General features: G+C 71.1%; 15 protein-coding genes, 3 pseudogenes and 1 riboswitch. Of the genes and pseudogenes, 2 read left to right on the forward strand and 16 right to left on the reverse strand.

What is annotated here, in order from left to right; all coding sequences use genetic code 11:
* Positions 1-75: 75 nt before the first annotated feature.
* The 3 genes and pseudogenes from ACFU53_RS01620 to ACFU53_RS01630 form a co-directional block, all read right to left on the reverse strand.
* Positions 76-999 carry a sirohydrochlorin chelatase gene (locus ACFU53_RS01620; protein ID WP_383984785.1) on the reverse strand — a complete coding sequence of 308 codons (924 nt, stop codon included), beginning with the start codon at positions 997-999 and terminating at the stop codon, positions 76-78.
* Between the two features lie 193 nt (positions 1,000-1,192).
* The gene (locus ACFU53_RS01625) at positions 1,193-2,266 is read right to left on the reverse strand and encodes an N-acetylglucosamine kinase (RefSeq protein WP_383984788.1); all 1,074 of its coding nucleotides are present in this window, start codon (positions 2,264-2,266) and stop codon (positions 1,193-1,195) included.
* Positions 2,263-2,427 (reverse strand): annotated as a pseudogene (locus ACFU53_RS01630) (uracil-DNA glycosylase); the annotation flags it as partial. The pseudogene ACFU53_RS01630 and the gene ACFU53_RS01625, both read right to left, overlap by 4 nt.
* 269 nt (positions 2,428-2,696) lie before the next feature.
* On the opposite strand from ACFU53_RS01630, the gene ACFU53_RS01635 reads away from it, so the two are divergent.
* Entirely contained in the window at positions 2,697-3,374 is a 678-nt protein-coding gene (locus ACFU53_RS01635) for a uracil-DNA glycosylase (RefSeq protein ID WP_383984791.1), read from the forward strand.
* 108 nt (positions 3,375-3,482) lie between these two features.
* Here the strand turns inward: ACFU53_RS01635 and ACFU53_RS01640 are convergent, their stop codons facing one another.
* The 12 genes and pseudogenes from ACFU53_RS01640 to ACFU53_RS01695 form a co-directional block, all read right to left on the reverse strand.
* Positions 3,483-4,532: an LLM class flavin-dependent oxidoreductase gene (locus tag ACFU53_RS01640; RefSeq protein ID WP_383984794.1), complete on the reverse strand. Its 1,050-nt coding sequence runs from the start codon at positions 4,530-4,532 to the stop codon at positions 3,483-3,485.
* A gap of 48 nt (positions 4,533-4,580) precedes the next feature.
* Positions 4,581-5,404: pseudogene (locus ACFU53_RS01645) on the reverse strand (DUF1684 domain-containing protein).
* Positions 5,401-7,128, reverse strand: a complete 1,728-nt coding sequence (locus tag ACFU53_RS01650) for a dipeptide ABC transporter ATP-binding protein (protein WP_383984797.1) — start codon at positions 7,126-7,128, stop codon at positions 5,401-5,403. Before ACFU53_RS01650 ends, ACFU53_RS01645 begins: the two are co-directional and overlap by 4 nt.
* Positions 7,110-8,036 (reverse strand): ABC transporter permease, encoded by a 927-nt coding sequence (locus ACFU53_RS01655; RefSeq protein ID WP_383984800.1) that lies wholly within the window; start codon positions 8,034-8,036, stop codon positions 7,110-7,112. The genes ACFU53_RS01650 and ACFU53_RS01655 overlap by 19 nt, the downstream gene beginning before the upstream one ends.
* Positions 8,033-8,992 (reverse strand): ABC transporter permease, encoded by a 960-nt coding sequence (locus tag ACFU53_RS01660; protein WP_383984803.1) that lies wholly within the window; start codon positions 8,990-8,992, stop codon positions 8,033-8,035. The genes ACFU53_RS01655 and ACFU53_RS01660 overlap by 4 nt, the downstream gene beginning before the upstream one ends.
* 3 nt (positions 8,993-8,995) lie before the next feature.
* Positions 8,996-10,621, reverse strand: a complete 1,626-nt coding sequence (locus ACFU53_RS01665) for an ABC transporter substrate-binding protein (RefSeq protein WP_383984806.1) — start codon at positions 10,619-10,621, stop codon at positions 8,996-8,998.
* Positions 10,622-10,807: 186 nt separating this feature from the next.
* Positions 10,808-10,927, reverse strand: coding sequence for a putative leader peptide (locus ACFU53_RS01670; protein WP_383984809.1), 120 nt, complete (start codon positions 10,925-10,927; stop codon positions 10,808-10,810).
* A gap of 29 nt (positions 10,928-10,956) precedes the next feature.
* Positions 10,957-11,066: riboswitch (SAM riboswitch) on the reverse strand.
* Positions 11,067-11,743: 677 nt separating this feature from the next.
* The gene (locus ACFU53_RS01675) at positions 11,744-18,202 is read right to left on the reverse strand and encodes an SDR family NAD(P)-dependent oxidoreductase (protein WP_383984812.1); all 6,459 of its coding nucleotides are present in this window, start codon (positions 18,200-18,202) and stop codon (positions 11,744-11,746) included.
* Positions 18,203-18,401: 199 nt separating this feature from the next.
* Positions 18,402-19,685, reverse strand: a complete 1,284-nt coding sequence (locus ACFU53_RS01680) for a beta-ketoacyl synthase N-terminal-like domain-containing protein (protein WP_383984815.1) — start codon at positions 19,683-19,685, stop codon at positions 18,402-18,404.
* Between the two features lie 190 nt (positions 19,686-19,875).
* Positions 19,876-20,085, reverse strand: coding sequence for a DUF5988 family protein (locus ACFU53_RS01685; protein WP_383984818.1), 210 nt, complete (start codon positions 20,083-20,085; stop codon positions 19,876-19,878).
* A gap of 928 nt (positions 20,086-21,013) precedes the next feature.
* Positions 21,014-21,214 (reverse strand): annotated as a pseudogene (locus ACFU53_RS01690) (uracil-DNA glycosylase); the annotation flags it as partial.
* Between the two features lie 155 nt (positions 21,215-21,369).
* Positions 21,370-22,455, reverse strand: a complete 1,086-nt coding sequence (locus tag ACFU53_RS01695) for a WD40/YVTN/BNR-like repeat-containing protein (RefSeq protein ID WP_383984821.1) — start codon at positions 22,453-22,455, stop codon at positions 21,370-21,372.
* Between the two features lie 235 nt (positions 22,456-22,690).
* Between ACFU53_RS01695 and ACFU53_RS01700 the strand changes: the two genes are divergently transcribed.
* The gene (locus ACFU53_RS01700) at positions 22,691-23,275 is read left to right on the forward strand and encodes a hypothetical protein (RefSeq protein WP_383984823.1); all 585 of its coding nucleotides are present in this window, start codon (positions 22,691-22,693) and stop codon (positions 23,273-23,275) included.
* 123 nt (positions 23,276-23,398) lie between these two features.
* On the opposite strand, the gene ACFU53_RS01705 is transcribed toward ACFU53_RS01700, so the two are convergent.
* Positions 23,399-24,181 (reverse strand): pectate lyase, encoded by a 783-nt coding sequence (locus ACFU53_RS01705; protein ID WP_383984826.1) that lies wholly within the window; start codon positions 24,179-24,181, stop codon positions 23,399-23,401.
* Positions 24,182-24,185: the final 4 nt, after the last annotated feature.

Here is a 24,185-nt window from a genome sequence, read left to right on the forward strand (position 1 = left end):
CCTGCGAGAGGAGCGGGCCCTCGGCCGTACGGGGTCGCGGTCCGGGATCAGCGCACCGGACTCAGCGCACCGGACTCAGCGGACCGGCATGCCCTGGGGCTGCTGCGGCGCGATGCCGAGCGCGGTCGTGTACTTGCCGAGCGCCAGCTTGCCGATCGCCGGGTAGGGGCCGAGCGCCTCGGCGGCGGAGCAGCCCGCCTCCTTCGCGGCCGCCTCGATCAGACCGGCGTCGATCTCCGGCCCTATCAGGTACGGCGCGAGCGCGAGCTGCTGGGAGCCCGAGGAGCGCAGCTGCTCGGCCACGGAGGTGATCGAGCCCTCCTGGTCGAGAGCGGCGGCCATCACCGGAACGGCGAGCCGCGCGGCCAGCAGCATGCCCGTGATCCCGGCGGCCTGTACGGCCTCCTCGCCACCCACGGTGGCGAGGACGATGCCGTCCGCGGCGGTGGCGACGGTGAACAGGCGGGCCCGGTCGGCACGCGCCAGACCGGCCTCGGACAGGCGCACGTGCAGCGCCTCGGCGAGCAGCGGGTGCGGACCGAGGACATCGGTCAGCTCGGCCGCGATACGGCTCTCCATGACGGCCTGGCGGACCTGGCGCAGCGTGGCGCTGTCCGGGCCGGCCAGCAGGGGCACGACGACGCCGACGGGGCCGTCCGGCTCCTTGACGTCCAGGCCGGCGGCGCGCGACTGCTCGTAACGGGCGGTGCGCTCCTCGGCGGCGCGCGTGAGCACCGACTGCAGCGTGGGGAACTCGTCGGCACCACCGTCGACGTAACCGATGCGGGCGTCCAGGCCGGGCAGCTCGGAGCGCGCGATGCTCACGACCTCCTCGGCGAGGCTGCGCGTGGCGGCGCTGGGCCTGCCCGGCACCGCGAGGACGAGCGCGGGCGCGCCCTCGGGAGCCGCCAGCGGCTCGGGACGGCGGTGCCGCCCGGGCTGGCGGGGTCGCGGCATTCGTACAGGCAGGCCGGACGCGGGCCCAGTGGGGGAACTCATGGCGCCGCATGTTACTGGCTTCTTGGGCTCCCCTGTTCGGGGAGGGTGCATGTGAGCGGTATCCGTCCGGATTTGTCTGATGAGTTACGGGCCGATCAGGGCCGATCAATACCGCATTTATCTGCTGAGGGGTGTTCTTGGGTGCCCACGGTGATGTTTGTCCGACAGGCTGGATTGATCCCTGTTTCAGGTACTATTTTTCGGCCATCACGTACAACATCCGCTCGTCGTACGGCAACCCGAGTCCGCCGCCCGCCAGCGCGGCCGCGATACGCACGGCGCCGACCAGCGGATCCCCTTCCGCCGACACCCGCAGCGCATGCGGCAGCCGCTCCGCCAACTCCGCCTCCAGGGGGACGAGGAGAGCGTCGCCCAGCTTGAACAGGCCGCCGGCCAGGGCCACTCGGGGCTCGCCCGAGGCCGGACAGACGGCGGCCGCCGCGTCGGCCATGTGCCGGGCCGCCTCGCGCAGAATGTCCGCCGCCACCGGGTCGTCCCCGGCGCAGGCGGCCACCTCGGGCGCGAAGGACGCGAGGACCGCCGGGCGGTCGGACCTCGGGTAGAGCCGGCCGGGAAGCCCGTCCATCGGGCCGAACAACTCCTGGGCGCGCGCCAGCAGCCGGGCCGAACCACCGGTCCGCCCGTCGTACGCCCGCAGCGCCGCCTCCAGCCCCGCCCGCCCGATCCACGCCCCGCCGCCGCAGTCCCCCAGCAGATGGCCCCAGCCGTCCGCCCGACGCCAGCTCTCCAGGTCCGTGCCGATGGCGATCAGCCCCGTACCGGCGGCGATCACCGCGCCGGGCCGCGCACCGAGGGCGCCGGTGTACGCGGCGACCGCGTCGGCCACCAGCGCGACCCGGCTCACCCCCAACTCGCGCGTCAGCGCCGACGGCAGCTCGGCGCGCAGCTGCTCGCCGAGCGTCGCGAACCCGGCGGCCCCCACGGCCACCGCGACCGGACGGCCGCATCCGGCGTCGTGGACCAACCGCCGCGCCATGGGCAGCAACCGCTCCAGCAGATGCCCGGCGTCGATCCCGCGCGCCCCGGTCCGCACCGCCTCCCCGGACACGACCGGCTCGCCGAGCACCTCGGTGCCCCGGGCCAGTACCGCCCGCAGCCCGGAGCCGCCGGAATCCACGGCGAGCACGACGGGCGGCTCGCCCCGGGAGCCATGGGAGGGCGCAGGGAACGGCTCCGGGTCGTGCCCAGGAGCCCGGACCGGGGCATCGCGCGGCCCGGGTCCCGTCGCCTCCCCGGCATCGGTCATGGCAGGCGCCGGTCCACCGGGGCGCCGCCCTGGCGGGACAGCAGGTCGTCGGCGCGGCTGAAGGGGCGGGAGCCGAAGAAGCCTCGGTCGGCGGACATGGGGGAGGGGCGGGCGGACCCGATGGACGGGAGGTCGCCGGGCAGCGGCCGTACCTCCGGCGCCACCGAGAAGGACAGCCCCACCGCGTGTGCGGGAGTTCCGAGATCTGAGTATCGGTGACGAGGGGCCTGCGAGGCGTGATGACCATGGCGGAGTGGCTTGATCACTGGTTGCAACAGGCTCCCCTCCTTCCCGGTGACCGGCTGTGCGATCTGCTGGACCGGCTCGAAGATCTTGGTGAGGAGGAAGACTAGCGCGCGAGGGACCGCCCCTGGGCGGAGACTTCCGTGCGTATGCGTGGACCCGGTGTGTACCAGTAGGGTGACGCGCCGTGGCACCACGACCTTTGCATGAACTTGTTGAAGCAGGCTGGGCGAAGGCTCTCGAGCCTGTGGCCGAACGTATCGCTGCGATGGGGGACTTCCTCCGGGCCGAGATAGCGGCGGGCCGGACCTATCTTCCGGCTGGGGTGAATGTCCTGAGGGCCTTCCAGCAGCCGTTCGATGACGTCCGTGTCCTGATCGTCGGTCAGGATCCCTACCCGACACCGGGGATGGCCATCGGACTGAGTTTCGCGGTGGCGCCCGAGGTGCGGTCGTTGCCGGGCAGTCTGGAGAACATTTTCAGGGAAATGCACTCCGACCTGGGGCTGCCCAGGCCGTCGAACGGGGATCTGACGCCGTGGACGCAGCAGGGTGTGCTGTTGCTCAACAGGGCGTTGACGACGGCCCCGCGCAGTCCGGGTGCGCACCGCGGGCAGGGCTGGGAGGAGGTCACCGAGCAGGCGATCCGGGCGCTGGCGGCGCGGGGCAAGCCGCTGGTGTCGATCCTGTGGGGGCGCGACGCGCGCAATCTGCGGCCGCTGCTGGGGGATCTCCCGGCGATCGAGTCTGCTCATCCCTCGCCGATGTCGGCCGACCGTGGTTTCTTCGGCTCCCGTCCTTTCAGCCGGGCCAACGACCTGCTCGTGCAGCAGGGCGCGCAGTCCGTGGACTGGCGACTGCCGTAACCTCACGCCTGCCGCAGGGTCCGCGCCCCTTGGCGAAGTACCCGGCGTACAGCCCGACTCGTGTCGTGGCGGGCGCGTCCGGATCGACCGCGTGGTGGGCCGTGGCGATCACCTCGTACGCCGGCCTGCCTCGTGGAGCAGCGCGGTGTCCGGCCGCCAGCCCAGCTCAGGTGCGATCAGGTGTCGTACGTCGTGCAGGATCTGCTCGTAGTCGGCCCGGTGGAACTCGTACGGCAGCTCCAGGCGCAGCTCCGAAACGGCCGAGACCACGGGGTCCGCGGTCAGTTGCTCCAGGATCTGTTCCGCGGTCCCGACCACGTCCGGGGCGAACAGGATCCGGTTCTGGCCCTGCGGCGCCAGGGTGCGCTCGTGTCGACCGGCCGCGTACTCCCGGTAGCGGGCCCGGGTCGGTGCGTCCGCGCTGTCGAACGGCACGATCACCCGCCCCAACGCCACCCGGGTCGGCCGGTCTCCGGTGAGGGTGCGCCGGTACTCGGTGAGCAGGGCGAGCTGGGCCGTGGTGAAGTCGTCCGTTCCCTCGCCGGTGACGATGTTGCCACTGAGCAGGTTCAGGCCGTGCTCGGCGGCCCACCGGATCGAGCGCTGACTGCCTCCGCCGTACCAGACCCGGTCCACCAGGCCGGGGTTGTGCGGTTGCAGGCGTGGCCGCTGGGTGTTGCCCGGCGAGTGGATCACCGTGTCCGGGCCGCCGAGGTAGTCGCCGCGCAGGTGGTCGATGACGCGGGCGATCCTGCCGTAGGACAGGTCGAAGCCGCGCCAGTCCCCGTCGTACACCAGGTCGCCGAGGAGTTCGGCGTGCGGCATGCCGGTGCTGAGGCCGACCTGGAGCCGGCCGCGGGACAGTACGTCGGCCAGCGCCAGGTCCTCGGCGAGCCGGAACGGGCTCTCGTAGCCGATCGGGATGACCGCGGTGCCCAGTTCGACCCGCTCGGTGCGCTGGCCCGCCGCGGCGAGGAAAACCGCGGCCGAACCGACACCGTGCTCGAGGTGACGTTGCCGGATCCAGGCGCCGTCGAAGCCCAGCCGTTCGCCGTACTCGAACAGCTGCAGCGTCTCCTCCAGGCCGGGGTACGGGTCGTCGTCGGCGAAGTTGCCCGGAGTGAGAAAGGCAAGCGAGCTGATCGCGGGGGTGCTCATGCGGTGTTCGTCCCTCCTGGTAGTGATCGTCTCGGTGGCGCCCGGTGCTCAGGACCCGCCCCGCTCGCGGGGGATCCTCTCCCCGGCCTCGATCGCCACGGGCAGCCGGTTCTCGGCCGGCGGCAGCGGGCAGGTGGCGAGGTCGGTGTAGGCGCACGGCAGGTTCGCCGCTCGGTTGAAGTCCAGGACGACCGTGCCGTCGGCGGCGGGCGGATCCAGCGCGAGGGCCCGGTTGGCCGCGTAAGTGGTGACCCCGGAGGTCGCGTCGGTGAACAGCACCAGCAGACTGCCAGGGCCGCGTCCGGGGAACGCGGTCAGCGCCAACAGGCGTCCGTCCAGTTCGAACTCGACCCGGCCCGGCGCGTCGTACACGTGCTCAAGGCCCTCGACCGCCGCGCCCACGGTCGTCGGTCGCGGCGCGTCGAAGGCCGTGTAGCGGCCGGTCACCGCCCAGCGGGGATGCGGCGCGTAGGCAGGTGTGCCGGTGAACGCCGTGCGCAGCGCAGTGTCCGGGTGCCGAGGGCGGATGATGTCGTATCCGCCGCGCTTGGCCACCTCGATCACGGCGTCGCCCCAGACCGCCTCGACTCCGCCGCGTTCCGGCAGCACCCCGAAACGGTGCTCGCCGCGGACGGGGCTGCCGTCGACGACCAGTTCCTCACCGTCGTCGAGGACTACGGTCACCCCGTCGTCGTCGGTCGTCCAGTCGCCCGGCGCGTCCGGGAAGCGTTGCGGCTGGTCGCGAGCCAGTGCAGGCTGGTGATCGCGAGGAACCCATGAGGGGCGGCGAGTCGTGCCTCCTGCCTGGTGTGCCACTCCTGCCAGTCGCGGGTGAAGGCGGACAGGTCTGCGGTGGTGTCCTGAACGGTCATGCGCGCTCCGTCTCTTGCGGGGGCTCGGATGCGGCCGTGGCGTAACGGCTGCCGGGGATCGCCGCGAGCAGTTCGCGGGTGTAGGCGTGGCGGGGGCGGGTGAAGAGTTCCTCGGCGGTACCCGCCTCGACGATGCGCCCGGACCGCATCACGGCGACCTGGTGCGCGATCTGGCGTACGACGGCCAGGTCGTGCGAGATGAACAGGTATGCCACTGCGGTGTCGGCCTGGAGTTCGGCGAGCAGGTCGAGGACCTGGGCCTGGACGGACACGTCGAGCGCGGACACCGGCTCGTCGCAGACGACCAGGTCGGGGGAGAGCGCCAGGGCGCGGGCGATCGCGACGCGCTGGCGCTGTCCGCCGGACAGTTCCGCCGGGCGGCGCTCCAGCGTCGAGGCGGGCAGCGCCACCCGGTCGAGCAGGTCGTGGGCCCGGGCGAGCCGGGTGGCCCGGTCGCCGACCTTGAACGCGCGCAGCGGCTCGGTGATCACCTCGCCGATGGAGAACCTGGGGTCCAGCGAGGCGTACGGGTTCTGGTAGACGAGCTGGGCGCGGCGGCGCAGCTGCCTCGCCCGGGCCCCGCGCGCGGTCGTGACGTCGGCGCCGTCGAACAGGATGCGGCCTGCGGTCGGGTCGGTCAGGCGGAGCACCAGGCGGGCGGTGGTGGACTTCCCGGAACCGGACTCGCCGACCAGGGCCAGCGTGCGGCCCCGGTGAAGGGTGAAGCTGACGTCGTCGACCGCGCGCACGGTGCGGGCCGAGCCCGCGGTGTGGGGAAGTCGGAACTCCTTGACCGCGTTGTGGACCTCGACCAACGGCGCCGCCTCAGGAGCGGACGGTGCGGACACCGTGGCACGGGAGCGTGCCGTGGCCAGGCTCGGCGCGCCGGCCAGCAGCCGCCGGGTGTACTCGTGCCGCGGGTTGTCGAGGATGTCGCGGGTCGGACCGGCCTCGACGACCCGGCCCTCGGACATGACGACGATCCGCTGCGCCCGGTCGGCGGCGACGCCGAGATCGTGCGTCACCAGCAGCACCGCGGTGCCCGACTCCTCGGTGAGGTGCTGCAGGTGGTCGAGGATGACTCGCTGCACGGTGACGTCCAGCGCGCTGGTCGGCTCGTCCGCGATGATCAGCTTGGGCCTGCCGGCGATGGCGACGGCGATCAGGGCACGCTGCCGCATCCCGCCGGACAGTTCGTGCGGATACTGCCGGGCGCGGATGGCCGCGTCGGGCAGCCCGGCCCGGTCCAGGATCGCGATCGCGTCCGACGGGGCGGAGCGGCGGGTTGCCAGCCGGTGGATGCGCAGCACCTCTGCGACCTGTTCACCGATGCGTTTGACAGGGTTGAGTGACACCGTGGGGTCCTGGGGCACCAGGCCTATCTGTGCGCCGCGTACGGTGCGCAGCTCACGCTCGGACAGCGAGGTGAGGTCGTGCCGGCCGAAGCGGACCGTGCCGGTGTCGATGCCGCCGTTCGCCGCCAGGAGCCGGATGACCGCGTGCGCGGTCGTGCTCTTGCCGGATCCGGACTCGCCGACCACCGCGGTCACTTGGCCCGGCCATACGTTGAGGTCCACGCCCCGCACGGCCCGCACCGTGCCGCCGCGGGTTCGGTACGACACCGACAGGCCCCGTACCTCCAGCAGTGGTTCCGGTGTGTTCGTCACGTTCCCACCCGTTCCGGGTTCGTTGGTCGTGGGGCCGGTCATCGCTGTCGGGACCATTCGCCGTCCAGCGCCCGCGCGATGCGGTTGGTGGCCAGTACGGTCGCGGCGATCGCCAGGCCGGGCAGCGCGGTGAGCCACCAGGCGTTGCCCAGGTAGTTGCGCCCGTCGGAGATCAGCGTGCCCCATTCCGGTGCGGGGGGCGGCGCCCCGTAGCCGAGGAAGCTCAGCGACGACACGGCCAGGATGGACGCGCCGAAGTCGAGGGTGGCCAGGACGATCACCGGGCCCGCCGCGTTGGGCAGTACGTGCCGGCCGAGGACCGAGTACCAGCGGGACCCGCACGAGCGTGACGCCTCGACGAAGACCGCCTGCCGCACTCGCAGTACCTCTGAGCGCGTCACCCGGGCGAAGCCGGCGACGCTGGCGACCCCGACCGCGACCGCGACCTTCGCCGTGCCGTAGCCCAGCGCCGTGACCAGCGCCAGGGACAGGAACAGCGCCGGGATCGACAGCAGTACGTCGACGAAGCGCATCAGCACGTCGTCGACCCAGCGGCCGACGAACCCGGCGACCAGGCCGAGCAGACCGCCGACCACGAAGGCGACCGCCACCGCGATCAGCGTCGCCTTCAACGACAGCTGCGCACCGTGCACCACTCGGGAGAACAGGTCCCGTCCCAGTTCGTCGGTGCCGAACCAGTGCGAGCCGCTGGGGCTTCGGAAGTTCTGTGCCGGCACCCCGTACTGCGGGTCCTGCGAGGTGAACAGACCGGGCCGGAACGCGGCCAGCAGCACGAGAACCACGACGAGGAGCGATGCCAGCAGGCCGGGCCGGCGTAGGAAGAACCGCAGGACGCGCCGTGGTTCGAGACCTCGCCCGGCACCCGGGGCGATGCCGGGTTCGACAGGTTGCGGCAGGCCGAGCGCGGCGCCGGTGGCGACATCGTCGACAAGGGGCTGGGTCATGCGAAACTCCCCTTTCTGCCGGAGGCCACCACGATCCGCGGGTCGAGGAGCGGATAGACGAGATCGACGATCAGGTTGGCCAGCACGAAGATCAGTGCCCCGAACACCACGACTCCCTGCACCAGGGGGATGTCCTGGACCGTGACCGCGGCGGCCGTGACCCGGCCCAGGCCGTCGCGGGAGAACACGGTCTCGACGACCACCGAGCCGGCGATCAGCTGCCCGGCGAGCAGCCCGACGACCGTCAGAGCCGGCAGCGACGCGTTGCGCAGCGCGTGCCGCAGGTGGATCCGCAGCCTGCCCGCGCCCTTGGCCCGGGCGGTCTCCACATAGGCCTGATCCAGGGCCGTGAGCAGGCTCTTGGCCAGCACTTGCGCCACCAGTGCGCCCGTCGGGATCGCCAGTGTCAGCGCCGGCAGCACCAGACCCCGCAACCCGTCGTTGCCGAACGCCGGGAACCACCGCAGCCGGAAGGAGAACAGCTCGACCAGCAGCAGCCCGACCCAGAAGGTCGGCACCGACACGCCCAGCGGCGGCAACGACAACAGCAGCTGCCGCAGCCATCGCTGCGATGTGTACGTCGCCGGCACCGCCAGACCGCCGCCGAGGACCACCGCGAGCACCAGCGCCGTACCGGTCAACGTCAGGGTCGGCGGCAGTGCGTCGCCCAGGGTCGAGGTCACCGAACGGCCGGTGGAGACCGAGTCGCCGAAGTCCCCACGCACCGCCTTGCCGAGGTAGTCGGCATACTGCACCGGCACCGGCTTGTCGAAGCCGTACTCGTGTCGAAGCGTGGCGAGCTGCGCCGGATCGACCGTGTTCGACTCCGCTCCGGCACCGGCCATCGCCGACACCGGATCACCGGGCAGGAAGTTCAGCACCAGGAACGAGACCGTGTAGGCCGCCCACAGCACCCCGAGCGCCTGCGCGACGCGTTTGATCACATAGCGGCGCATGCGCTAGCCGATCCAGGTGTCGTGCAGCTGGATCCGGCTGGAGGCATCGAAGTCGAGGCTGTGCACCTTCTTCGCCACCCCGAGCTGGGTCTGCAGCTCCACCACCGGTACCACGTACGCCTTCTGTACGATCAACTGCTGTGCCTGGTCGACCAGTTGCCTGCGCTTGGCCGCATCGGTGGTCGACGCCTGTCGGTCCAGCAGCGAGTCCAGCGGGCTCGCCGACAGGCGGTAGAAGTTGGCCAGCTTCGTGGAGAACGAGCTGCGCAGGATGTCCGGGTCGGCGCGGGTCACATTGCCCCACACGGCGTCGAAGTCACCGGACTGCAGCGTCGTGGCGAACTGGGTTACCTGCCCTTCCTTGAGTTCGACGTCGATGCCGACGGCCTTGAGCTGCTGCTGGATCAGCTCCAGCGCTGGCTGGTTCGTGGCCGAGTTGGGGAACCACGTGATGGCCAGGCTCAGCCTGGTGCCGTTCTTCGTCCGGATGCCGTCGCTGCCGGTCTTCCAACCGGCGGAGTCCAGCAGGGACTTCGCTCTCGCCGCGTCGTAGGACAGCGCCGAGTCGAGGTTCGCGTAGTCGGGTGTGGTGCGCGCCAGGATGCTGGTGGCCGGCTGCGTGCCGGTGGGGAACACGGCGTCGACGATCTGCTGCCGGTCGATGGCGAACTGGATCGCCTGACGCACTTTCGCGTCCTTCAATACCGGCCGGGAGTTGTTCAGCCCCAGGTTGAACACGTTACCCGGGTTGGCGCGCCGCAGCAGGCTCGCCTGGCCACCCTTGAGTGCCGCTTCGTTGGCCTTGCCGACGCTGCTGATCGCGTCCACCTGGCCGGACTGCAGGCTGCCGGTGCGCACCCCCGCCTCGGGCACCACCTGGAACACCAGCCTGTCGAGGTACGCCTCGCCCTTCTTGCCCCACAGCGAGGAACCCCAGTCGTACTTGGCCCGCTTGGCCAAGGTGATCGACTGGTTCTGCACGTACTGCTTCAGCGTGAACGAGCCGCTGCCGACGACTCCCTGGCTGCACTTCTGCTGCGGGCTCTTCTTCACGCTCGCCGAAGACTCGATGCCCAGCGAGTGTGTCGAAGTGGCCTGCAGGAACTGGGCGTTGGGCTGCTTGAACGTCACCCGCACGGTGAGCGGGTCGACCACGGTGGTGCTCTCCACTCCGCTCAGGTACCCCTGGGCCAGGACCCCCAGGGCGCCGAGCTTCGGTACCGCGTCGAAGTTGTCCTTGACCACCTGCGCGGTCAGCGGCGAACCGTCGCTGAAGGTGACACCCGATCTCAGGTGGAAGGTGAACGTCGTCGTGTCCGAGCTGACGTCCCAGCTCTTCGCCAGCCACGGCACGATCTTGCCGGTCCTGGGGTCCTGGTCGGTCAGGGAGTCGACGACCTGCCGCAGCGAGTAGATGGTGTCGTTGCTGCCGACCTGCTGCGGATCCACGCAGCCGGCGTCGGAACCCACCGCAAAGGTCAAGGTGCCGCCGGACCTGGGCTGGCGGCTGTCGTTGCTCGAACTGCTGCCGCTGCCGGACGAGCATGCGGTCAGCAGCACACTGGTCGTCAGGAGTGCGGTCAGTGCCACCCACCGGGGGCCATGGCGGGAATCCGGATGCGATATCACGGAATGAGTTCTCCTACTCGAAAGTCGTCGTGCACGCGTGCGTGCGGACAATGGAGAGGCGTGGATGGTGTCGCTCCCGAGGAAGAGCGACACGATTCAAGAGGGGGAAAGGCGGGAAAAGTTCAGGAGTGTGCCGCGGGCGTCAAAGCCAACGGTGAACGTTTTCAGACAGCCGACGGGACGCAGTCAGCCATGACACAGGCAGCTGGTGATGCGCTGCAGGTCGATGTGGCGGCGGCGGGAGAAGCGGCAGAGAGCCGCCGCAGCTGCGATGGAGGGGTTCGAGACGCTGTGCCGCACGCTCATTCCTCCATGTTCCACGCCCCTGTCGCGGGGCCACGCGCTTGCCGGGTCGGCGACCCGGCCGGGCTTTCACCTGGAGCACCCCACCGCGTCGGAGGGTTGCCGGTCAGCGAGCCAGGGCTTGATGCTGACACTCAATGCCGGTTGCAACTTTACCGATTGCCGCTGTAATCCGTCAATGTCGATAGACGAGTCGAGCAAGACACGGTGGCCAATCGAGTGTGCCGGATTGAGGTTGCTCGACGGGGCGGTGATGTTCGCCCGGCCTATCGGGACCCGGTTTCGGTCGCGCGGCTCGGGCGGGCTGCCGCAGCGGGCCGTGTTGGCCCGTCTGCGACCGCGAGGATGCTGTCGAGCAGTCCGGGAAAGTGCGCCTCGAGGTCGTCGCGGCGCAGGGAGAGAGCAGGTTTCGCATCCGTAGGGGCGCTGCCGGATGATGCCGCGGATTTCCCCTGATCTCCCGGTGATCCCGGGCACCGGTCGCCGTCGTCCCGCCCCACCGCTCGTCGCGCCCCCAGGAGTCCCCGTGAAGTTCCTGCTGTGGATTCCGGGCGTGCCGGAGGAGCGGTGATCAGCGGCAGGGGTCGGTGAAGGCCGAAGAGATCGCGGTGGAGTTGGGCCTGGAGACGTCGGAGATGTTCAGCGCCGGCCGGCGGCCCGTTGCCGTGCCGGACACCGGCCCATGCGCGTGACCAACGACCACCGGAACGGGGTAGCACCCACGAGCTCCCAACACGCCCCGCCTTCATGCGCGTACGGCCGGAAGATCACCCGACCAGGAACTGCGTTCGACGGGCACGTTCCAAGAAAAACCGTTCCTCATGGCAGGTCCAGTCCCATCTTGGTGGCCAGGCCGGTGGCGAGCGCTGCGATGGTGGGGTGCTTCCAGATGAAGTCGCCGGCGAGTTTGATGCGGAGTCCCGCCTGCAGCCGGGTGCGCAGCTCCATGGACAGCAGTGAGTCGAAGCCGAGACTGCGGAGCGGTGTCTGCGGGTCCAGTCGGGCGTTGCCGGACTGCAGGACGATGGCCATCTCCGCGGCCAGGTAGGCCTCCAGGGCCGTTCGCCGGGCGAGGGGGGAGTCAAGCCCGGCCAGGCGAGCAGGGACGTCGGCTTCGGTGGGGGACTTGCTGCTCGGTAGTTCGGTGCCCTGGCCCTCCTGGCTGTCTATGAGGCCTGCGAAGAAGGGGGAGCTGCGGACCTTGGGCAGGATCCAGGCTTCCGGTGGTCCGGGCAGAACACCGGTGGCCGCCCTGCGGTGGGTGAGCAGTGCCTCGAGGGCTTGTAGGCCGTCCTTGGTGGCCATGGTCTCGTAGCCCCGGTCGGCGAAGTCGGTTGCGACGCCGGTCTGTCCCCACGGCCCCCAGTTGACGGCCAGGGTGGGCAACCCCTGGGCGTCCCGCCAGGTGGCGAAGGCATCGAGCCAGGAGTTGGCGGCGGCGTACGCGCCCTGGCCCGGGTTGCCCAGCAGCGAAGCCATGGACGAGTAGAGCACGAACCAGTCCGTCGGGTGCCCTGCGAGGGCCTCGTGGAGCCGCCATGCGGCGGTGGCTTTGGGCCGCCAGACGCGTTCGAGTTGTTCGTCGGTGATGTTCGTGATGGCGGCGTCGTCGAGGACCATCGCCGAGTGCACCACTCCCCGCAAGGACAACCCCTCATCCGTGGCGGCGGACACGAGCCGTTCGGCCACCCCCGGCCGGGAGACGTCACCGAGTTCCACGGTGATACGGACACCGGCGGCACGCAGCCGGGCCAGCTCGGTCTCGGTGGCATCGCCGGGCGGCGTACGGCCGTTGAGGACGATGTGCCCGGCGCCGAGTTCGGCCAGGCGGGCCGCCGTGGCCAGGCCGACCCCGCGCAGTCCCCCGGTGATGATGTAGGCGCCGTCGGAACGGACCGGTGACGGCGGCTTTGCCAGCACGGCGGTCGTCTCCCCCTGCTCAGGCATGGTGAGGACGAGCTTGCCGATGTGCCCGGCGCCCGCCATGAGACGGAACGCCTCCGTGGCCCGTGTCAGGGGGAACTCCTGGTGGGGCAGCGGCTGGAGGGCGCCTGCGGCCATCAGGTCCATGACCTCGTTCAGGAGGTCGCGGAACACCTTCGGCTGGAGTTGCTGAAGTTCGATGAGATCGACGCTGCTGAAGGTGACGTTGTGCCGGAACGGCGCCAGCCCGAGGGAGGTGTCGGCGAGGATGTCCCGGACACCCAGTTCGACGAACCGGCCGAAGGGACGAAGTGCCTCCAGACCCGCCCGGATCGCCGGCCCCGAGAGTGAGTTGAGCACGACGTCGACGCCCTCGCCTCCCGTCGCCTCGCGGGCGTGCCGGGTGAAGTCCAGCGAGCGGGAGTCCATGACGTGCCGGATGCCCATGCCGCGCAGGTACCCGCGTTTCTCGTCGTTGCCGGCCGTGGCGAGCACCTCTGCGCCCAGGTACCGGGCAACGGCGACAGCGGCCAGGCCCGTACCTCCGGTGGCGGAGTGGATCAGGACGCGTTCCCCTGCGGCGAGGCGCGCTGTATGCCGCAGGGCGTACCAGGCGGTGAGATACGCCGTCGGGACGCCCGCCGCGGCGACGGCGTCGATGCCGGGTGGAAGGGGGAGCACGGCGTCGGCGCGGACCGTGGTGAACGAGCCGAAGGCGCCGCCGGCGAGATCCACGGCCAGGACGGAGTCCCCGGCCCGGACGCGCTGGACGTCCGGGCCGACCGCGGTCACGGTGCCTGTGCACTCGAAACCGATACGGTCACCGCCGCCCGGACACCCGCCCGCGGTCGGCAGCAGGCCCATGACGGTGAGGACGTCACGGAAGTTCACTCCCGCCGCGTGGACTTGAAGCTCCACTTCTCCCGGGCCGGGCGGGCGCCGCCCGCCCACCACAAGATGCAGGGAACCGAGGTCTCCGGCCCTGCCCGCGTGCAGCCGGAAGCGGTCGGTCTCGAAGCGCACACGGCGGGCGGTCACGGTCAGGCGTTCGGTGTCCGTCAGGGGAGCGGGCACGAGCCGGGCCACGCGGACGTCCGCACCCCGCACGGCCATTTCGTCCCCGGGCGCCCGGCCCCGCAGGAGGTCGGCCGTCCGCCGCAGGTCGTCGTCGGACGTTCCCAGGTCGAGCAGCGTCGGACTCAGCTCCGGGTGCTCGTGCGCCAGGACACGCACCAGGCCGCGGACCGGGCTCTGGGCGAGGTCGGCTGTCTCGCCCGGTTCGAGGGCGTGGGCACCCTGCGTGACGACGTACAGCCGCGGAGGAGGAGAGCAGTCCACGACCGCCTGGACGACGCCCAGGAGGCGCCGGGTGCGCTCGAGGGCGTCGGGCGTGGGATCGGCAGCCGGCCCGTCGACGCAGGGCCCCGGCCCGTCGGCCGGCGCGCACAGGAACACCACAGCGCCCGGCGGATCGGTCAGCTCCCGCTCGGCGAAACGGTCCCGCAGGGCGGACACGCGCTGTTCGTCCTCCGCAAGGGCGACGACCCGGGCGCGGGACCCGGAGGCGCGGAGGGCGCCGGCGAGCGCCTCCGCTCGGCTGCCGCGCTCGCCGACCACCAGCCAGTCACCGGCCGCTGCGTTCTTCGCCGTCCGGGCGGGCGGCGCTTCGGCGTGCGTGGGCTGCCAGTCGATGGCGTAGAACCAGCGGTCGACGGCGGTGTCCTCGTTGGCTTCGCGGTGCAGCAGGCGCAGGCCGTTCAGGGCGATCACCGTATGTCCGTCATCGGTGAGAAGCCGGATATCGGCGGTGATCCCATCGGCCTGTTTCTGCGTGATCTTCGCGTGCCCGTGGACGACCGCGCCGGGATCACCGTGGATCCTCAGCGACTTTGCGCCGACCGGGAGGACCAGGCCGCCGGCGGCCTCCTCGCGCACCAGCGAAGCCACTGCCAGTTGGGCACACAGGTCCACGAGCACGGGATGGACGCACAGGGAGCCCGGCGCGGGACCGGCCGCGGCCGGGACGGCGACGCGTGCCCAGACACTGTCGCCGGCGGCCGACAGACGCAGTTCACTGATCCCCGCGAACGCCGGTCCGTGGTGGAGGCCCCGCGAGCGCAGGCGCTGGTACAGCGTGGCGTCAGGCACAGCCACGGGGTGTTCCGTGACGAGGGCGCGCACGGGAACGGACGCGGCATCCTCCGGTGGCCTGCCGGAACTGAGGACGGCACTGGCATGCAGCACCCACTGCCCCTCGTGGGTGCCGCCCGGACCGTCCTCGTCGCCGTCGGCACGCGCGTAGATCTCGCAGGTGGCGCGGCCCTGGGCCGACATGTCCGCCGTCATGGTGATCTCGGAGCGGCCGTCCAGGGCGAGCAGTTCATGGAAGGCGATGTCACTGACCTCCACATCACGCGGCGGCTCGTCGAAGGCCTGGCAGGCAGCGGTGAGGGCGAGGGCGCAGTAGGCGGCTCCCGGCAGAACCACCGCCTGGTTCACCCGGTGGTCCGCCAGCCACGGGTGGGCGTGAGTCCCTGTCTCCGCCCGCCAGGTGTGACGGACGGGACGGCCCGGAATCCGCTCGTGAACGCCGGGCATGGAACTCTTCCCGCCGCCCGACCCGGAATTCTCCCCCTGGCCGGGTGCCGCCCGCCGTCCGGCGTCGTCGGGCCGGTCGCTCGGATCCACCCAGTGCCGTTTCCGGTCGAAGGCGGTGGTGGGCACATCGGCCAGGGCGCCGCCCTCGAACAGGGCGGCCCAGTCGACGGGTACGCCGACGCAGTACAGGGCGGCGAGCTGGGTGCGGAAGGTGGCCTGCTCGTCCTCCCCGCGCCGAAGTGTGGGCACGACGACGGGCTCGCTCACCAGCCCCTTCAGGCTGTTGCCGACGGCCTGGGTGACGACCGGATGCGGAGACATCTCCGCATACGCCGTGTGCCGGTCTTGGGCGGCAGCACGGACCGCGTCCGTGAACCGCACCGGGCGGCGCAGGTTGTGGCACCAGTACGCGGCGTCGAAGGCCGGGACCGCGCGCGGGTCGTCCAGCACCGTCGAGTAGAACGGTACGGTCGGCGGGCGGGGCGTCACGTCGGTGAGAGCCGCCGCCAGGTCGTCCAGCAGCGGCTCCACCTGCGGCGAGTGCGAGGCGACGTCCACCGCGATCAGACGGGCGGGAACGCCCCGGGTGTCCCAGCGCTCGACGAGGCGCTCCACGACGGCCGTGTCGCCGGAGACGACGGTGGAGCCGGGAGCGGCCAGGACCGCGACGGAGACCGATGCCGAGGCGTCGGCGGACGCCAGGTCCGCCTCCACCTCGGCAGGGCCCAGTCCGACGCTTGCCATGGCACCGGCGCCCGCGATGCGGGTCAGCAGGGCGGAGCGCCGGCAGATCACCCGGACGCCGTCCTGCAAGGACAGCGCCCCCGCGACGACGGCGGCGGCGACCTCACCCATCGAGTGCCCCACGACCCCGGCGGGCTCCACACCGTAGGCCCGCCACGTGGCGGCCAGCGCGATCTGCACGGCGAACAGCACCGGCTGCACACGTCCGCACCCGGTGATCTCCCGGCCCTCCCGTACGACGTCCAGTACGGAGAAACCGGCCTCGGCCGCGATCAGCGGCTCGACCTCGCCCAGGGCGGCGGCGAAGGCGGGTTCGTGCGTGAGGAGACCGCGGGTCATGCCCGGCCACTGGGAGCCCTGACCGGAGAACACCCACACCGGCCGCCTGCTCACACCGGCCGCCACCGCCCCCGACACCACGCCCGGCACGGCCTCCCCGTCGGCGAACGACCTCAGGGCACGCACGGCGGAGGGGCGCGAGGAGGCCACCACGCCGAGCCGCCCGCGTCCGGCCGGGCGGCGCACCGCGAGGGTGTGCGCGACGTCGCCGAGTGGCACGCTCGCGCCATCGCCCTCCAGCCAGTCCGCGAGCCGCCGCGCCGCCGCGGGCAACGCGTCGGCCGAGCCGGCGGGCACCAGCAGGACATGCGATTCCGCGGCCGCCGAACGCTCCCGGCGCGGGCGCGGGCGCGGGCGCGTGCCCGTCGGGCGGCGCACGGCCGCGGCAGGTGTCTGCTCCAGCACCACGTGCGCGTTCGTGCCGGAGAACCCGAACGAGGAGACGGCTGCCAGCCGGGACGTCGTCCGCGTGGGCCAGTCCGTCAGCCGGACGGGCACGAAGAAGCGCGTGCCCTCCGGTGCGAGGGCCGGGTTCCAGCGCGTGAAATGCAGGCTCGGCGGGACCACACCCTGCTGCAGGCACAACACCGCTTTCATCAGACCGACGACGCCCGCAGCGGGTTCCAGATGACCCAGATTGGACTTCACCGAGCCCAGCGCACAACGGCCTTGGCCCTGCCCGTAGATGCGCGCCAGACTGGTGAACTCCACCGGATCGCCCACCGGGGTGCCCGTGCCGTGCGCCTCGATCATGCCCACCTCGCCGGGGTCGACCCCGGCACGGGCCAGCGTCTGACGGAACAGCGCTTCCTGGGCCGCCGCCGACGGCGCGGCCAGACCGTCCGACCGGCCGTCCTGGTTCACGGCAGAGCCCCGGACCACGGCCAGCACCCGGTCACCGTCCCGCACGGCGTCCCGCAGGCGTTTCAGGACGACGACCGCGCAGCCCTCACCACGTACGAAGCCGTCGGCCGTCGCATCGAACGGGCGGCAGCGCCCCGACGGGGAGAGCATGCCCATCCGGACGAAGGACCGTGTCGTCCTGGAGGCGAGCACCAGGCTGACACCCCCGGCGAGCGCGACATCGCACTCCCCGTTCTGCAGGGCCTGGTCCGCCAGGTGCAGGGCGACCAGCGAGGACGAACACGCGGTGTCCAGCGCCACCGACGGCCCTTGCAGCCCGAGCAGATAGGAGATGCGTCCCGGCGCGACGCAGTGACCGTTCGTCAGGACCGACCCCTCCAGCTCCTTGGGATGCCCCGCCAGGCGGTCCATGTACTCGGTGTAACTCAGTCCGGTGAAGACCCCGGTCGGCGTTCCCATGAGGCGTCCGGGAGGCACTCCCGCATGCTCCAGCGCCTCCCAGGACACCTCCAGCAACAGCCGGTGCTGCGGGTCGAGTATGTCCGCCTCCCGTCCGGAGACGCCGAAGAACGCCGCGTCGAAACCTGAGACGTCCCTCAGCCAGCCGCCCTGCCGGGGCAGCGCGGCATCGGGCGTCCGCCCGATTTCCGTGCGAGTGGGCGGCGGATCTCCGACCGCGTCGAGACCGGCGGCCAGCAGCCGCCACAAGGCAGCCGGGGAGTCGACGTCCCCTGGCAGCCGACACCCCATGCCGATGACGGCGATGCGTCCGTCGGCACCGGCTGCTGAATCCTGCGCATTGCGTCCCATGAGCTGCTCCCTCTGCTGTCGCCGTCGGATTGCTGTGTGATGGTGCGAGGACGGCCGTCGCCGATCCGGTGGCCGGTGCCGCCGGGGCCTGCCGTCGGATCGGTGAGCGCACCGGGTCGTGCGGACTGCTCACCCCTCCGGCCGCGGGCCCGGGTCCACGGGCCGACACCGCACGCGTGTGCCGGAACGGACACCGCCGTCAGACGGCGTCCGGGCTGCCGACGAGAATCACGCTCTTCACCCCGCCGATCTGGTAATTGCAGGTCAGCGCATAGTCGAAGTCGAGAGGCCTGCTGCTCGTGCCGGGCACGGGGTCGAACGGCAGGCCGTCTGCGGGCTGTTCGCAATTGGCCGTGGGACACACCTGGCCGCGCTGCATCATCAGCAGACTCAATGCCACCCCGAGGCAGCCCGACGGGGCGCCGTTGTGGCCGAAGCATGCCTCCTGAGACGTCATCAGCACGCCGCTGTCCGGGCCGTAGAGCTGCCTCACCGCGTTCGCCTCGAATGCGGTGACCACCACGTCACCGTCGCTGCCACCGTGCACGTAGGGCACCTGCGAGATGTCCCACCGGTCTCCCAGGCACCGGCGGACGGCCTCCACCAGGGCTGCTCCGCTGTCGTCACTCGCCAGGGGGTTCGACAGCCCGTCGCGGGTCATGGCATGAGCCAGTACCTGACCGTAGGGGCGTGCGCCTCGTTCGTCGGCGTGCTTCCGGGACTCCAGGATGAGGGTGGCCGCTCCTTCGCCGTGGTTCACGCAGTCCGCCCGGCGGTCGTACGGGCGCATCAGGCGGTCGAAGGACGGCAGGAGTTCCGGCATGCCGTCGACCCGAACGGCCTCGTACGCGCCCTGGGCAGCGCGCAGCAGCCGCTGGACGTTCAGGATGACCTCCAGGCCGAAGAGGTCCACGCCCGACACGACGGCCAGGTCGACCATGCCATTGGCGATCATCTGCCGGGCGTTGGCGACCTGCACAGCGGATGAGGCGCATCCACAGGACACGGTGAAGCACGGACCGGTCGACCGTACGAGCGCGCCCTGCACCAGGGAGACGTCGGACGGTGTGATGCCCTGCTGACCACGGACGAACAGCTCCATCGCCTCCTGCGGGCTGGTCGTCAGCGGATCGGCCTCAAGCACCGCCATATAAGGTCCGACGTTGGTGTCCACTCCGCCACGTCCGGCCAGAACGGCCGCACTCCTCAGGTCGCCCGCGCGGAAGTCCAGTCCGGCGTCCCGGCAGGCCTCCACCAGCGACACGAGGCCGAATCTGTGGGCATTGGTGTAGTGGCGGGAGAACACCGGCGGGAGGTCTGGCAGCCGTGCGTCGAACATGGCCTGTGACAGGTCGACCGAACCGTAGTAGACGTCACCATGGACAAGGCACGACGCGCCGCGGGACGCGACGTCCCAGACGTCGTCCGCGGTGAACACCGGCCGGCTGGTGCCCGGCAGGCAAAACCCCATGCCAGTGACCATGACGTCCCGCGCGCTCGCTCCACGGCGGACAGCTTCTGCGGATTTCTCGCGTTCTGGGCGCGAGCGAAGGGAGTTACTCATCTCGACCTCCAAGAGGAAATTGAGGGTTCGCTGGTGCCACGACGGAAAACGAGGGAACGGCACCGGCTCTGTGGGGGACCGCTCATCGCAGTCCTGCGAGCCAACTCGGCTACTCTGCTCCGGGTTGATGGCGTGTCCAGCGGTACACCGGCATGGGGCCCTCGCCGATGTCGGAGTACTCGCCGGTGAATTCGTAGTGCTCCCAGCTGCCGCAGTATTCGATCTTCACGGTTGCGCCCGGTTCTCCGGACGGCGCCTGTACCACCTGCGGAGCACAGCTCGGACCGCCTTTGAGTAACACGAGACTGGCGGAAGACATGGCTGTATCCTCCTATGGTTTAGAGGGCCTTTGGGGAATTCGCGGATCATGCTCCGCCGAAGGCGTTTTCAGAGACTCGTACCAACGTAGGTCCAAAAAAAGGTAAGTTAAAGCGGAGTGTTGGAGCAAAGGCACCGCGTGCGATCGCAATGTGTTTTCGTGCGTTAATTGCCGTGCAAATGAGCTACCCGCAGGGCGGGTTGCGCTCCGGCGCACACCCTGACTGATCCGCCATGAGGAAGTGCGATTTCGGGGTTGGTGTGGCTCTCGGGACGTGGGTTCCGCGAGCCTCGAACGTCAGTTGTTGCGGGAAGGAATCGAGCAGTTCCGGCGGCTGATCTGACGCGGTGGTGGCTGCCCGCAGTCCGCTGATCGCCGGCCTCCCGCCCGGGGCGGCGGACAGCAGCTTGGGTGGATGAAGTCTGCGAGAGCCGCTTGACGGAGGCGGGGCAACGACTCGGGGCCGGCGGCCATGGGGTGAGGCCGTGGGGCGGCGGGAATCGGTGCTGACGCCGACGCGCCGTGCACCCAAGCGTGAGGGCCGCGAGTCACACGTGTCGCCGGTGCCGTGCTCACCCGGGGGAAGGATGCGTGGTCAGAGCCTGCCCGAGGAGCGTCTGAAGGAGAGCAGGACGAGCCACCAGTTCGTGGAACGTGAAAGTCGACGGCCAAGCTCGTAGGTGAGGGATTCGACGCACCCCGGCCACGGTCCGTGACTCCGGCGCCGAGTGTGGCCGCAGTACGGGCCTGGGCCCGCAAACGGGGCATGGACGTGCAGCGCCCCGAGGCGGGCTCCGCGCAGAGAACCGGGAGGCCTGTCATACCGCCCACGCAGTCTCACCGGAGGCATGAACGGAGGGGTGCGGTTGTGGGCTACCGGCCGTGGAGCACCTTGGGGGCCCTCCCTACCACGAGCCGCAGAAGACCCCCGACCCACGATGAGGACGCGGACGTCGTCGAAGGGCTGCTGGGAGGCCCGGCGGGCGTTGGATCCGGCGGGGAGACAGGTGCGTCCCGTGGCGATCTCCGCGCGCAGGAAGTCGCCCGCCTCGGCGATCCTTCCGGCCACTGGTTCGAGGGCCTTCGCCCAGCCGGGTTCGACGATTTCATGCAACGGTCGTGGTGCCACGAAACCACGGCGTCACCCTGCTGCCGTAACGGCCATGACGATCGACCGGTGGCCAGCAGGTGATCGATGACGACTGTTTCCACGCCGAACACGACCGATTCCGGGCCGACTTGGCGGACGGCCCCCCTTCCTGCCCCTCTGTTTCCTCAGCTCTCTCAGCCGACGACCGCCGCGCGCACGCACAGCACGTCCGGCAGGTGCGACGCCAACTGCCGCCAGCTGTCGCCGTCGTCGGCCGACGCGTACAGCTCGCCGTTGCGGTTGCCGAAGTACACGCCCGCAGGGTCCGCGTCGTCCGTGCACATCGCGTCGCGCAGCACCGTGCCGTAGTGGTTCTCCGTCGGCAGCCCCGCCGTCAGCGGTTCCCAGCTCCTGCCCGCGTCCGCCGTGCGGAAGACCCGGCAGCGGTGGTCGGCCGGGACGCGGTCCGCGTCGGCGTTGATCGGAAACACATAGGCGGTGTCCCCGCGGTGTGGATGGGCGACCGCGGCGAACCCGAACGTGGAGGGCAGGCCCGCGCCGATGTCCTCCCAGTGCGCGCCCGCGTCGTCGCTGCGGTACACCCCCCAGTGGTTCTGCAGATACAGCCGGTCGGGGGTCGCGGCGTCCCGGGTCACCTTGTGCACGCACTGGCCGAACTCCGGGTTCGGGTCCGGCAGGAACACCGCGGAGACCCCGGAGTTGGAGGGCGACCAGCTCGCGCCGCCGTCCTCGGTGCGGAACACCCCGGCGGTGGAGACGGCCACGGTCATCGCGCGCGGGTCGCGCCGGTCGGTGAGGATCGTGTGCAGCCCTTCGCCGCCGCCACCCGGCACCCACCTGTCGCGGGTCGGGTGCTCCCACAGCGGCCGTACCAGCTCGAAGGTCTCCCCCCGGTCCTCGGAGCGGTACAGCGCGGCCGGTTCCGTGCCCGCGTAGACCACGTCCGGCTCGGCGGCCGACGGGTGCAGCTGCCACACCCGCTCCAGCGAGGCTCCGGTGTTCTTGGGGAACTTGACGGCCGGCCGGGCGGGCTCGGTCCAGCTGCGGCCGAGGTCGTCGGAGTGGAAGACGGAGGGGCCCCAGTGCGCGCTGTCGCCGCCGACGAGCAGCCGGGGGGTGTCCGTGCGGGTGTCGACGGCGATCGCGTAGACGGCCTGTGCGTTGAAGTACGGCGTCTCGTCGAACTCCCAGGCGCCGCCGCGCCGCCGCCCGATGAACAGCCCCTTGCGTGTGCCTACGGTGAGCAGTACGTCAGCCATCTCGGCCACCTCCGGACATCGTCGTCCCAGTCACCGGCCAGTCTGCACCCCACCACTGACAGTCACCCCTCGGGACGCCTTCGTCGCAGGTCAGCGGGCATGGGGGCGGGTGGTGCGCGGGTCAGGGACCGTCCGGGCCGGGCGGGGTGACCCACATCGCATGAGCATCGGGCGGACCGCCGCCGTATGGGAGAGCGGTCCGGCAGTCCTGCGTGTGTGAGGGAGGGTGCCCCCGATGGTGGCATTCCGTGGTCCGAAGGTGTGGTTGTGGCGATGGCGGCGCAACCCGCTGAGAAGGCGCAGCGACCGGCTGGAGTCCTGGGTCGTGCTGATCGCCTGGGCGCTGACTGTGTTCGGCGGGGTGGTCACGGGGCTCATGGCCGCCGACTCCGTCGAGTCGGGCCTCGCCCGGCAGCGTGCCGAGTGGCGCCCCGTCGGCGCCGTCCTCACCGAGGACGCGCCGGAGCCGCCGTCCGGCCCGAGCGGTACGGGCACGGAGAAGGTGTGGGCGAAGGTTCGCTGGACGGCGCCGGACGGCTCCGCGCGCGAAGGCCAGGCCCGGGTCGACCCCGCCAGCCTGATGGGCGCCCCGGTCACCGTCTGGACGGACGCCGACGGCCTCCTGGTCACCAAGCCCGCCAGTGAGTCCCAGGCCCGGCTGCGCGCCGCGCTCGTCGGCGGCCTCGCGGGTGTGTTCGTGGCCGCCGTGCCCTTCGTGGGCGGCCGGCTCGTACGCGGCCGTATGGAGAGGCGGCGCATGGACCAGTGGGACGAGGAGTGGGAGCGGATCGGCCCGCTCTGGGAGCGCAAGATCTGGTGAGGACGGGCGGGGCGTGAGCGTGACGGCGATCGCCCCGCGCGAACGGCCGACGGCCGGACGAGGCCCGTGGGGGAAGGCTCCGTCCGGCCGCCGGGGGGACTCACCGGTGGGTGACGAGCGGTGTCACCTGTAGGTGATGTCCGAGGTGGAGTACAGGCAGTTGGTGCTGTCGGGGCCGGTACCGGCGGCGGTGTTGTTGTTGTACTTCTGGCACGGGATGACCTTGCGGCTGCTGTCGTTGAGGATCGTGATGCCCCGCAGGGTCGCCACGTCGCCCCGGTTGACGTTGATGCCGACCAGTCGCGCGGTCGAACCCGTCCCGGTCACCTCGATGTTGCTGAGGTTCACCTTGCGCGTGTACTGCGTGGAGCAGTCGCCGCACGAGCGGTACAGCGTCTTGAAGTCGCTGACCGCGAAGTTGGAGATGTTCAGGGTGCCGGGCCCGTTGTGCTGGAAGACCTTGTCGGCCGCCTTCTTCGCGCCGCCGCCGGTCACCGTGTAGGTGGAGCCGCCGCGGAAGGTCGCCGCGTCCTCGCCGACGTCCTCCCACCACACGTTCTGCAGCGTGCAGTTGCCCTCGCAGTGGATGCCGTCGGCGCCGGGCGCGCCGATGATGACGTTCTTCAGCGTCGCGCCGGCCGCGAGCTTGAAGATCGGGTCCTGGCCCTCCTCCTGGCCGTCGCCGGCCAGGGCGCCGCTGCCGTAGTAGCGCACCATGCCGCCGTCCCTGGTGCCGGACACCGAGATGGTGGAGGAGACCGGCTGGCTGCTGGTGGGCGTCGGCCAGGTGGCGGCGTTCGCCGGAGTGGCCCCGCTGGTCATGATCATGCCAAACGAGAGGCTGAACGCGGCGAACGTGCCGGTCAGCGCGCGTGTGCGGGCACGCGGACGTGCTGCAGAAGTCATGTCC

Origin of the sequence: Streptomyces sp. NPDC057474 (assembly GCF_042802555.1) — a bacterium.
Taxonomy (GTDB): domain Bacteria; phylum Actinomycetota; class Actinomycetes; order Streptomycetales; family Streptomycetaceae; genus Streptomyces.